Genomic DNA, 12204 nt, shown 5'->3' with positions numbered 1-12204 from the left:
ATTGAGGAACGATGAAAAATTTCGTACTCCATGGGGGCTGGTAGCTGCGAAGCGGCGCAATTGTTGACAGATAGTGTATCTTGTCAGGCTTTGTAGTGAGCTGTTCCGTTGCATGATGTTGGAACCTCTTTGGCAGAATGTTTCTTCAGAGTGTAATCTTTTTAGCGGATTGCTGTACAGCGTGTCAGAAAGGAGAAGATAATGAAGATTCTTGCAATTGATAAAGTGCTGCCAGAAGCAACACCGGATAAAGTTAAAGAAACGTTTATGAAAGAAGTTAACCACACTGTTAAGATGTATCTTGCTGATGTGGTTCGTGAAATGTATTTTCGTCAGGATCGTTCCGGTACCATTTTAATGCTGGAGGCGCCTTCTATGGAAGATGCACGAAGCCTTATCGATAAAATGCCTATGGTACAGGCTGGGTTAATCGATTTTGACCTGATCCCGCTTGGGCCATTCGTTCCGCTGGCATTACTTCTTGATGAAGATACCCCGACCCAATAAGTATTGCTCATCCAGATGGTACAAGACGCTCCGATTAAACTCGGGGCGTTTTTTTTTGAAAATAAGGATATTGTATTACGCTGCTTCTAAAGACATTTCGACTCTATTTCTTCCATGGTTTTTTGCATAATATAGAGCCGAATCTGCTCGTTCAAGAACAGGTTTTAGATAGGTGTCATCAGGAGTGGTCATTGTATAGCCAATACTGACTGTGTGATGGATTGTACCATGTGAGGTTACTAATGGTGTTTGTTCGATATGTTTTCTTATACGTTCGCCGAGAGCACAGGTATTTAAAGGTGATACTCCATGGGCAATGATCAGGAACTCTTCGCCTCCTATGCGATAAAGTATGTCTGTAGATCGTAAGCAACAGGACACTTCCTCCGCGAAATGCTTGAGTAATGTGTCTCCTATGATGTGACCATAGGTATCGTTTACTAACTTGAAGTGGTCAATGTCCAGCATGAGCAGGCCTAGTGATGTGTGCGTATTTTGCAAGTCCAAAAAATCTTCAGGAGTAATTGAATATAAGGCTCTGCGGTTTAAAAGACCTGTTAGCGGATCTTCGATTGCCTGGCGTGTAAGTTTTGCATTTAGTTCTTCAAGGATAAGCAAGATAAGTCCTACAGTGGTTAAGAGTAGAGACGCGTTTGTCCATAGAATGTAGGCAGATGTTGTCCAACCTGTTATAAAGTAGAGATTAAAACTTTCAGTTCGGACGATATGAATGCCACGGTAGATAATGATAATAGCGTTTAAAAGATTAATTCCCCCCATCCCCTTGGCGGTGTTTGATTGACGGGCGTTTCGTATTAATTCATAGGCTATTAAAATATTTATTGTTGCATAGTTTAAGCTTGTTATGAGCACTTTGCTTGTTACAAGTCTCGGGTCGAAGAGTGTTATTTCTGAAGCAATTATAACTAACGTTATTAGTGTGATTCCACACCACCACACTTTTCGGGTTAAGGAGCGGCTGAAGAATACACGGATTCCGAACCAGAAAAATACGTACCCGGCTGTTGCGGAAACATTCGCAACAAGTACAGAGAAAAAAGGTGGAATAAAGCCTCTATACGTCGTTAAAATGAGACATAGTAGGTAGCATGTCATCGCCATAGCCCACCAAAGTACGCCGCGTCTGGAGAACCGGCTAAAGTAGAGCCAGAAAAAAGCGACTGTTGAAATCGCAGCTGAAGCAGTAAGCGATGCATATAGTTCGCGTATTTCAAGCATGTGTTGTCCTAACTTTTTGGTAGAGCATATTGATTAGAGCAACTGGATTAAGGAGCTATATAATCATTAATTATGTCTAATAAAAAATTATCATAAGACAATTTTTTTGTATTTGTACAAGGGGATAAGTTTAACAAAATTTTTTAAGCATTGTGCAGCACCATAATGCTTTATCGGTTTCTTACTGTATATTATGAGCGATTGTAGGAAAAAGAAAAAGCCAACACGATTGTGGTGCTGACTTTGTGTACATGGATATTGTAGAATTAATTATGAAATGCGTGTCTAAATTATTACATTCCTGTATCTTCTGGAATTTCTTCAGATGGATAGAGGTCTGTAGGGTTTTCAAATCGTGTAAATTTACCGTTGTATTGCAACTGGGCGGCACCAACTGAACCGTTACGTTGCTTGCCTATAATGATTTCAGCAGAGTGGATTTCAGCACGGTCTTCTTTTTTGTTGTACACAGCATCACGGTAGATAAACATAATAACGTCGGCATCCTGTTCGATCGCGCCGGATTCTCGAAGGTCAGAAAGCATCGGACGTTTGTCTGCTCGTTCTTCAACCTTACGGTTCAGCTGAGAAAGAGCAACAACGGGAATGTTTAATTCTTTAGCGAGTGCCTTCAGGTTACGGGAAATATCGGAAATCTCCAGTTCTCGGGAGTCAGTTTTGCGACTCGATCGCATAAGCTGCAAATAGTCCACAACAACCAGGCCGACATTTTTTTCTGCTTTTAAACGACGGGTACGTGCACGAAGATCAAGAGTAGAAAGAGACGGTGTATCATCAATGTAAATTGGCGCCTTGCCAAGAACGTCTGCTGCATAATGCAAACGTCCCCAGTCATCATTATCAATACCACGGCCTGTTCTCAGTTTATTCATGTCTACACCGGCAACTGTTGCCAGCATACGAACCATGAGCTGTTCCATTCCCATTTCCAGAGAATAGAATACAACTGGGGTATTTCCTTCCAGAGCAGCGTTTACAGCGAGGTTAAGCGTAAACGCAGTCTTACCCATAGAAGGACGCGCTGCAATAATGATAAGATCTGTAGGCTGCAAGCCTGCGGTCATTTTGTCGAGGTTGTAAAAGCCAGTCGTAACACCGGTTACGAGATCTTTACTATCGATACGGATAGAAAGCTGGTCGAACACTCGGTTGATGAGTGTCTTTGAATCAATAAATGTTTGACCGGAGGTTCGCTCGGAAATTGCGAAAATAGACTGTTCGGACTCATCCAGAAGTTTGTCTACTTCAGTGCCTTGATCGTAGCACTTGCCTATAATATCTGAGCAAGATGCGATAAGGCTGCGTTGTAACGATTTGTCACGAACAATTTTGGCGTAGTGTTCAGCGTTTGCTGCACTGATGATGGAGTTGACAAGTTCGCCTATATATACCGCGCCGCCGACTTGTTCGAGCAGGCTTTTGTCGCGCAGGTATTGACCTATTGTAACAGGGTCAACAGCGATACTCTGTCTGTGCAGCTCCATCATGGCGCCGAAGAGTATTTTATGGGCAGGGGCGTAGAAATCATCTTCGGTGACGATGTCTACAAGTGTATTAAGGGCATCCGCACGCAAAAAAATACCCCCGAGCACAGCCTGTTCAGCTTCAATGCTGTGGGGAGGGACATTGCGCAGCAATTCGTCCGACACGTTTTCAAACGCGTCGGAAACCGAACCTTCGCCCTGATGGGCGAAGGTGTCGGTATGAAAGCTATTCTGCGGATTCGTCTGCGGATTCCACGGTGGATTCTGCGTCATTTTCTTCTACAGGAGCTTCTACTGGAGCTTCTTCTTCGATGAAGCGGCCTTCAGCTTTAACTGTGAGCTTAACTTCAGCAATAACACCAGCGTGGAGACGTACACGGATTGTGTATTCGCCAAGGGTGCGGATTGGGCTGTCAAGAAGGATACGGCGACGATCTACTTCGAGGTCGAGTGCTGCAAGTGCATCTGCGATGTTGCTTGCAGTAACGGAACCGTAAAGTTTGTCGTTTTCACCAACACGAACTTCGATGACAACGTCAGCAGCTTCCAGCTTTTCTGCCAGAGACTGAGCTGCGCCGCGTACTGCTTCCATTTTGTCAGTGAGCTTTTTACGGTCAAGCTCAAAAACTTTCATGTTAGATGCAGTAGCAACCATAGCAAGACCCTGTGGTACAAGGTAGTTACGGCCATAGCCAGCTTTAACTTCTACAATATCGCCAAGAACGCCAAGGTTCTCAACGTCAGCGCGGAGAATAAGTTTCATGACAAATCTCCTATAAGGTGCTTTTCTTTTTCACTTCACTTGCGTGAGTGGAAGTGAATACAAGAAGTGCCATCTGACGGGAGCGTTTAATCTCACGAGTGAGAGCGCGCTGGTGGAAAGCACAAGTGCCGGTGATACGACGAGCGATAATTTTACCACGTTCGGTGATAAAGTCACGGAGGATGTCCGGGCGCTTGTAGTTCAACGGAAGATCTTTGTCTGCACAGAAGCGGCAGAATTTACGGCGTGGAGTAAAACGTCTTTTAAAAGCCATCTTATTTTGCCTCCTCAAGCTTAACAGTTACGTACTTGAAGATACCGTCAGTAATACGGATGATACGTTCAAGTTCGGCAACAGCGGTGCCAGGAGCTTCAAACTCAAGACGAACGTAGTAGCCGCGCATAAATTTCTGTACCGGGTATGCGAGGTCACGCATGCCCCAGTGGTCAGCTTCGAGTACGTTGCCTTCAACGCGCTCGATAACACCAGTAAGAGTGCTCAGCAGTTCTTCGCGAGCATCACTTGCTAACTCTGGGGAGAGAAGCAAAAGTGTTTCGAATTTTCTCATTCCAATCTCCTTATGGACTGTTGGCCCGCCCATCTACATAAGTGGGTGAGCAAGGCAGAACGAGGGTTAATAAGGCAGGTGTGAACTTCTGTCAACCTAATTCTGTGAAGGAGAAGATAGCAGATGACAAGATCTTTGTCACCTTAAGGAAGTGAAAAGTGTCTTAAAGAAATTATCAGTTTTTTTTAACTATCTCCTTATCAACTCGCACTAAGTCGCCTTATTCCTCATTCGGGGGGAGCGGAAAGCTTTTTTGCGCGGGTGAGATATGGGTATATCGCTTATTTTATATGCTTTCCCTGCATGTTAAGCTGTGGTATAGCTTAAACGCTGTTGTACGTGGTCTCATAACTAGTTATGGAAAATTCTACTTTTCTACCTGAAATCGTTGGGAAAAATGTATGTTAGTATCGCTTCGCAAAGCAGTTGTGGTCTTTTTTGTTTGTGCCTTCACCATGTTGGCTGTTACAGCCGGGGAGAGTGCAACGCTTACAGCGACAAATGAAGATCAGGAAGCTGTTGAGTGGCAGCTCGCCGCAGAGAAAGTATCGACACTTAACGACGCGGACGTCATTGAAGCTGAAGGGGATGTCGTTCTTAAGCAGGGTAATGATTATCTAAAAGCTGATTTCGCCCGATACTATGCCGCTACCAACTGGGTATATTTATCCGGTAATGTTGAGGTGTTCATGAATAATGATAACCTGAGTGCGGAAACTGCTGAGTTTGATCTGGGCAAAAAGATTGGCTGGATGAAGAATGGCAAGGTCTTTATGGCCGGCCCGCATATGTATTTTTCCGGTAAGCGAATTCAGAAGAACTGGGGGGACTCGTACACTTTTAATAATGCGAAAATTACCGTGTGCGATGGTGATAAGCCTGCATGGTCATTGAATACAGATAAAGCGACCCTTGAATTGGAAGGGTATGCGATTATTAACGGCGCGGATGTAGAGATCCGTGATTATCCTGTTCTTCCTCTCCCTTACTTTGTCTTGCCTGTAAAAACACGTCGAGAGTCTGGACTGCTTCGTCCTGATTTTGGTAGCACAGACCGTTTAGGTTTCTGGGTTACCCAACCATATTTTTGGGCCATTGATCAAGATCGTGATATGACGTTCTATGCACAGTATATGAGTAAACGCGGCTTTATGCCGGGAGTTGAATATCGTTCCCGAACTTCAAGTGAAAATCAGTTATGGGTACGTGCAGACTGGCTTAACGATGCAAAAACTGTAGACGATACTGCTGATGCCAGTGACTTTGGGTATGATGATCTTTTACGAACGAACGCGAACCGTTACTGGGTTCGTGGTATGTATGATGGTGAATTTCCAGATCCGCGTTGGAAGTTTAAAGCAGACATAGATTTTGTCTCAGATCAGGATATGTTGAGAGAATTTAACTCTACTACTGCTGGTTTTGATGACTCGCAAGACGAAGTAGAGAATCGTTTCGGGCGTTCTTTGAATGATATAAGTGATCCAATTCGTACATCTCGTTTGCTTCTTACACGTGATTGGGATCGATTTGGTGCCGCGTTGCTTGGTGAGTATAATCAGAATTCTGCGTTGGGTCATGGAAATAAAAAGCACTCAACAGATACGACCTTGCAGCGTTTACCTGAGTTTGATGCTTATCTTTTTAGAAACAGAATTCCCGGGTTAGAACAGATTCCTTTCACACTGACTGCGGATTTTCAGTCTGTGCAATTTGCTCGTGAGGAAGGCACTGATGGCAATCGCATTGATGTGATGCCGATGCTTGGTCTTCCAATTGTAACTTCATACGGCACAATTACTCCTGAAGTCGGGATGCAACAGGTCTGGTATAATACGACGGATCGTGATCCGCTCACGACGGAAAATGGAGATGACAGCAGGGACAACCGTACTCTCTTCAAATTTGGTGTTTCCGGCTATACAGAGCTTGCGCGAGTGTATAGTTACGAGCCGACGTTGGTAGCAACGCAGGATAATGCAGGTGAAACTGAGCTTCTTGGTCTTAAGCATGCAATTCAACCACGTTTTGAATACCGTCATGTGTCCGGCAGCAACGAAAGTGATACCCCTAACTATGACTACGTAGACCATTTGGGTAATGAAGATGAATTAACTGTTTCTCTTGTAAATATTCTTACAAGGAAACGTGCCATGGTTCTTTCAGGTGATGAGGAAAAAGGGATAGAGCCTTCTCTTCAAACATTATATAGTGAGCTACTTTGGTTCCGTTTACTGCAGTCCTATGATTTTGAAGAAGCTAAACGTGATGAAGGTACTCTAATTGAGGATGAATCATATGAGCGTCGACCTTGGAGTGATCTTGAAGGCGAGCTACGCTTTTATCCTTGGAGTCATGTGTGGTTTTCCTCCCGAACATTCTATTCATACTATGACAATCAGATAAATCGTCACGATCACACGTTAACTTTGGCTGCCCCAGAATATGGTAAGTTTTCAACAGGTGTTGATTTCAGGTATAACCTTGATAAGAATCTGGACTATGCCGGAACTGGATTAAGAAATCTTAATGTCTGGAAAAATAGACTTTCTGTAGATATGTTTAGGCCGCTCAGGCTTGAAGCATACTACGAATACGATTTTGAGAAAAAAGAAGCTTATGAACAAAGTTATTCTTTGATTTATGATCATCAATGTTTTAGGTTGATCTTCAAAGCAAAGTTTACACCGTTTGACGATAGCTATAATGTGTACCTTGAATTACCGGGACTCACTTTTTAAGTATAGAACTTAATAAAGCGTCCTTCTCTTGAAGGACGCTTTTTTTGTGTTCTAAGGCTTACAATACGTTAGCCATATGAGTACTTGGAAGTAACCTGTTGTTAATCATAAGAGTGTAACAACGTTTTTTTGCATACTAAGAATTGTGTAACGTAGGCGGGAGTCACCCAATGAGGGTAGGGGGACTTTTCATTCTACTGTGACATTTTAAGGAAAGAGTATGCGAAACGTACTGTGCTTTATTTTGGTTTGTTGTTTAGTGTGTTTCACAATAAATGAAGCGAGGGCGAATATGCGCGATAGAACTCCAGAAAGCGCGCTCAAGGCCTTGCAAGAGGGGAATAAACGATTCGTTGTAAACGAGTCGGAACACCCACGCTCGAGCTATGAGCAAACAATTATGGCAAAGGGAATCGATCAGAACTTCCACGCGGTGGCGACTGTTGTCGCTTGTTCTGACTCACGTATGCCTGTTGAACGAATCTTTGATATCGGAATAATGGATGCCTTTGTTGTCCGTGCTGCCGGTAATGTCATTGGAGTCGATCAAACAGGTTCTGTAGAATATGGTGTCGGGGTTGTAGATACTCCTTTACTTGTTATTCTCGGGCATACAAATTGTGGTGCTGTACAAGCTACTATTGATAAGCTGTATGGTAGTAAAGATGATCTGACTCCGAGTATCAATGCAATTATTGCAAAGATTAAACCTGCCGTTCTTAGTGTTCTTAATAGAGAAGATGGGTTGAATGGGCAGAGCGTTCTTGATGCCTCTGTGGAGCAGAATGTATGGCAGGGACTGCATGACTTGTTTATGCAGAGCAAGCTCGTTCGTGACAAGTACGTTAATGGCGATGTGAAAATTGCTGGTGGCGTATATGATTTGCATACTGGTGAGGTTCGCTGGCTTAATGAAAAAAACGTTGCAGTTACTTTTGCCGATGTGCAGCTTAAATTGGAAAATAAGGTAAATTAGCTCGCTTTATTACTTACTATTTCAAGTAGACAGAGTTGGGCGGTTGCCAAAATGAAAGAAAAGCTCGCTGTGTAGCGGGCTTTTCTTATTTATGATAGAAAAAGTAACAAAAAAGTCAAAAGATAATAAGTTTTTTGTTTTTTATAATGATTTAATAATCAAGTGGTTATGTTGTGTCATTGTTTTGTATGATGAATATGTTGTTATTTTTCGGAGTTGTACCTTTCAATATGTGTTGACTATTTAGAAAAGATAGGACTAAACATAACTCAAAGCAGAAATGACATTTTTGAATAAACGTTGTGCGCTATTTCAAGGGTGTTCTGGCTTTTAACAAAAATGTATGCTCCTGTGTTAGTTTGTCTTGGGTACGTTGTGTGATCAGAATGTGTCGAGGCTGATTCCAACTTTCAGCAGTAGCGAATGGTAACTAATACTGACCAGTAAAAACATACGAATGTCTTTTAATATAAGTTGATATGAACTTGTATTGATATAAATCATGCCCATGCAAGGGGCTGAAAGCGAACTCTTCTCGCAACGTAGAGTGAGCCAATGGGGGAGACCGGTGATGATTCACCGGTCTCATTCGTTTTTTTGGAGCATTGTAGTTCTGGCGTGTATCTGTGTATGTCCAACCGGTGATCTACAACATTGCTGGCTAGAAAAGGGCACCTAGTAACTACTGTTCAAAATATGTGCAAAGGCGCCATCGGGTGGATGATCCCGATGGCGCCTTTGCGGTGCTCTATATGTCTTAGGTTGTCTAAGAGTATATCTTTTTTTAGTCGCAGCCCTTGCAGCCTTTGCATGACTTTCTGTCAGCATAGGCGACAGCAAGGCCTCCGGTAGAAGTCTCACGGTAGAGACTTGGGAGGTCGTGACCGGTTTTGGTCATAACAGCTACAACTTCGTCAAATGGTATTCGATGCGTACCATCTGAGAAGAGAGACATTTCCGCAAGGGAAAGTGCACGGGTTGCAGCACATGCATTGCGTTCAATGCATGGAATTTGTACCAGCCCGTCAACAGGGTCGCAGGTGAGTCCTAAGTGGTGTTCCAGTCCCATTTCTGCGGCATATTCAATTTGCTTGATGGAACCGCCTAAAAGCTGGGTAGCAGCCGCAGCGGCCATGGAACAGGCTGAACCTACTTCACCCTGACAGCCAACTTCTGCACCTGAAATAGAACCGTTGTGCTTGATGACATTACCGAAGAGAGCGGCAGTGGCAAGGGCGCGCAAGATGTCTTTTTCTGTGGTCTCATGTTTTTCACTAAGATAACGCAGCACTGCAGGTACTATTCCGCAGGAACCGCATGTTGGTGCTGTAACAATAGTTCCCCCTCCGGCGTTTTCTTCAGAAACAGCTAACGCGTATGCAGTGACTAGACCTGTCTGCTGCAATTCTTTTCCGGAAAGTTTACTTTTTTTGAGATAGTTCCATGCTTGACGGCGAAGTCCGATTGAGCCTGGAAGTACTCCCTGATTGGAGAGCCCATGCTCAATCGAAGCGGACATAACTTCCCAGACCTCTTTGAGGAAATCCCAAATTTCCTTTCCTTCGCAGTTTTCAACGTATTCCCAGTAGGTAAGTCCAGCATCAGAGCAGTGTTCCATGATGGAAGCTATGGTCGTAAGATCGTATACTGCTGTGGTTGTTTCGCTTTTAGCCCCCGGCTCGCGCAGCGCGCCGCCACCTACAGAGTAAACGGTGTAGTCAGCTGTTATGTTACCTTCAGCATCCAGAGCCTCAAAAATCATTCCGTTCGGATGGTCAGGAAGCTTGTCGTCTGGACGCCATACAATTCCAGTGCGGTCTTCGCCAAGAACTTGAAGGATAGCCCAGTCTGTAAGGTGTCCTTTACCGGTGGCTCCCATGCTTTCAAACAAGTGGACTCTGTAGCTTGCAGCCTGCGGGTGAGCGGCTAAAAAACGCTCTGCAGCAAACTTCGGGCCCATTGTATGGGATGAGGAAGGCCCGATACCGATACGATATAATTCTTTGATGCTCTGCATGAGGATTGCTCCTTAACCCATGGCAAGTTTAACAAGCCAGAGTGAAACTTCAGGGATGTAGGTGGTGATAAGAAGTGTCGGAAGCCATGCAAATAGAATAAGGATCATCGTTGGTTTTAGCATGGTGTTTACTCGTGCACCGGAGATTCGACCGGAAAGGTAAAGCAATGGCGCTGTTGGCGGGGTAACGTTACCCATGCCGAGGTTTACACCCATGATGGCTGCAAAGTGGATCGGGTCAACACCAAGTTGTGTTACAAGCGGCAGCAGCAGCGGCGTGCCGAGAAGAACACCGGAAACGTCGTCCATGAGCATACCCATAATGAGCATGAACACGTTGATCATCATAAGGATGACGTATTTGTTTTCAGATACGGAAGTAAGAACGGACATTACCTGAGATGGCAGATCTTCCATAATATACAGGCGTGAAAGGATCATAACCGCAAAGGTCATAGCCATAATAACGCCGGTAGTTGTTGCAGACTCAATAAGAGTCTTCATAAGATCTCGGGCCTTAAGGCCGCGGTAGACGAACAGTGCAACAGGGATAGCATACAGTACAGCAGCTGCAGCGGCTTCTGTAGGAGTCATGATCCCGCCGTAGATGCCGCCGAGAATGATGACAGGCATCATAAGAGCCGGAGATGCCTTCGCACTTTTTTTAAAGAAGAGTTTGCTGGTGGTGGCAAAGTCACCGTGTTCTGTAATTTGAATGTTTTTGTTGTTGCGCAGCATGTACAGGTTAACAAGGCTGAGCAGTGTCGTAAGGATAACACCCGGAACAAATGCTGCGAGGAAGCAAGCAAGTACGGACTGGTTACCCATCCATGCGTACAAAATCATAAGCATGGAAGGTGGGATAAGGATACCAAGTACGCCGGAGCTTGCGAGGAGCGCCGCAGCATGTCCGGTAGGGTAGCCTGCACGTTTGAGCTTAGGCATCATGATAGAGCCGATACAGGATACGGTTGCGGAAGAAGAACCGGATACTGCACCAAAGATAGCACAAGTGATAACGCATACTACGCCAAGTCCGCCGCGAATACGGCCAGCGATAATATCGACAACATCAATAAGCTTGTCGCCGATGCCCCCCTTGTCCATAACACCACCCGCCATAATAAAGAGCGGAATGGTAAGCAGAACAACAGAGTTCATTTTTGCGAAGCCGTATGGCAGCAGGAAGCTAGGGTCATAATTGCCCTGAAAAATTAAGTAGGCAGCAGAACTGAAGAATGCAAACGGAATTGGTACACCTATGAATAGTGTGAATACCAAGATAGCGATTGCAATTGCAATTGTGATAGACATTTAAAAATCCCCCGAACAGCCGAATCTTTCACCTTTAATAAAGGAGATAAGATCTTGTACGAAATATGTGACATGATACAGAGACATGAGAACAAATCCCAGACCGACAGCTGCTTGTGGAATGAGCATAGGCAGGCGGAATACAGGGGATTTTGGATGCATTACCAACGCCCAGGACACAAATTGCAGCGCCCAGAAGGTGAAGAGAAGACAAATGGCACAGGTGATAGCATCTTTAAGAAGAAGAACTGAGCCTCTAATCGTTGGGTTTTGGATGTAGCAGGAGAGCAGGTCTGCAGAAATTTGGCTTTTTTCGCGGCTTCCTTGTGCGGCACCCATAAAATAGAGCCAAAAAGCCAGCATAGAGATAAGTTCTTCTGAACCATAAAAGTCAGAGCCAAAAATGTAACGGATTGTAATGGTGTAACAGATCATGCCGACAATAATTATGCTGGTGCTCGCCATTACGAATTTTTGGAAAAGGTCGAGTCCTTTCCATGGAATGCTTAGAGCATGTTGGAGAGATTTATTCATCTTGATTGTTCCTTGAACTACTCAGAAAAAGTCGGCGGT

Annotated in this window: 11 protein-coding genes; 3 read left to right on the top strand and 8 right to left on the bottom strand. The window is 44.3% G+C overall.

The genetic code is table 11. The features are described from left to right. Positions 1-201 precede the first annotated feature (201 nt). Complete coding sequence (locus F461_RS0101300; RefSeq protein ID WP_019999357.1) at positions 202-507, top strand: YciI family protein; 306 nt, start codon at positions 202-204, stop codon at positions 505-507. 75 nt (positions 508-582) lie between these two features. On the opposite strand, the gene F461_RS18390 is transcribed toward F461_RS0101300, so the two are convergent. The 5 genes from F461_RS18390 to rpsF all read right to left on the bottom strand — a co-directional run bounded on the left by F461_RS18390 (position 583) and on the right by rpsF (position 4583). Continuing rightward, a complete protein-coding gene (locus tag F461_RS18390) occupies positions 583-1746 on the bottom strand; it encodes a GGDEF domain-containing protein (protein ID WP_019999356.1) in 1164 nt (387 codons plus the stop codon). A 293-nt stretch (positions 1747-2039) separates the two neighbouring features. Continuing rightward, the gene (gene dnaB, locus F461_RS0101290) at positions 2040-3524 is read right to left on the bottom strand and encodes a replicative DNA helicase (protein WP_019999355.1); all 1485 of its coding nucleotides are present in this window, start codon (positions 3522-3524) and stop codon (positions 2040-2042) included. Then, positions 3478-4014 (bottom strand): 50S ribosomal protein L9, encoded by a 537-nt coding sequence (gene rplI, locus F461_RS0101285; protein WP_019999354.1) that lies wholly within the window; start codon positions 4012-4014, stop codon positions 3478-3480. Before rplI ends, dnaB begins: the two co-directional genes overlap by 47 nt. Positions 4015-4024: 10 nt before the next feature. Next, positions 4025-4288 carry a 30S ribosomal protein S18 gene (gene rpsR, locus F461_RS0101280; protein WP_019999353.1) on the bottom strand — a complete coding sequence of 88 codons (264 nt, stop codon included), beginning with the start codon at positions 4286-4288 and terminating at the stop codon, positions 4025-4027. Between the two features lies 1 nt (position 4289). Then, positions 4290-4583 carry a 30S ribosomal protein S6 gene (rpsF, locus tag F461_RS0101275; protein WP_019999352.1) on the bottom strand — a complete coding sequence of 98 codons (294 nt, stop codon included), beginning with the start codon at positions 4581-4583 and terminating at the stop codon, positions 4290-4292. Between the two features lie 401 nt (positions 4584-4984). On the opposite strand from rpsF, the gene F461_RS16745 reads away from it, so the two are divergent. Together F461_RS16745 and F461_RS16740 are read left to right on the top strand one after the other, a co-directional pair. Continuing rightward, positions 4985-7324, top strand: a complete 2340-nt coding sequence (locus F461_RS16745) for an LPS-assembly protein LptD (RefSeq protein ID WP_019999351.1) — start codon at positions 4985-4987, stop codon at positions 7322-7324. 292 nt (positions 7325-7616) lie between these two features. Further along, positions 7617-8300 (top strand): carbonic anhydrase, encoded by a 684-nt coding sequence (locus F461_RS16740; protein ID WP_162139278.1) that lies wholly within the window; start codon positions 7617-7619, stop codon positions 8298-8300. 784 nt (positions 8301-9084) lie between these two features. Here F461_RS16740 and F461_RS0101260 read toward each other — a convergent pair. The 3 genes from F461_RS0101260 to F461_RS0101250 are packed head-to-tail and all read right to left on the bottom strand — an operon-like array spanning position 9085 to position 12165. After that, complete coding sequence (locus tag F461_RS0101260) at positions 9085-10317, bottom strand: L-serine ammonia-lyase (RefSeq protein WP_019999349.1); 1233 nt, start codon at positions 10315-10317, stop codon at positions 9085-9087. A 12-nt stretch (positions 10318-10329) separates the two neighbouring features. After that, the gene (locus F461_RS0101255; RefSeq protein ID WP_019999348.1) at positions 10330-11631 is read right to left on the bottom strand and encodes a TRAP transporter large permease; all 1302 of its coding nucleotides are present in this window, start codon (positions 11629-11631) and stop codon (positions 10330-10332) included. Continuing rightward, positions 11632-12165: a TRAP transporter small permease gene (locus F461_RS0101250; RefSeq protein WP_019999347.1), complete on the bottom strand. Its 534-nt coding sequence runs from the start codon at positions 12163-12165 to the stop codon at positions 11632-11634. Positions 12166-12204: the final 39 nt, after the last annotated feature.

Source organism: Halodesulfovibrio aestuarii DSM 17919 = ATCC 29578 (assembly GCF_000384815.1).
In the GTDB taxonomy this organism is placed as follows: Bacteria; Desulfobacterota; Desulfovibrionia; order Desulfovibrionales; family Desulfovibrionaceae; genus Halodesulfovibrio; species Halodesulfovibrio aestuarii.
Note: the sequence above shows the minus strand (reverse complement) of the source record. Positions and strands in the feature narration are given on the sequence as shown.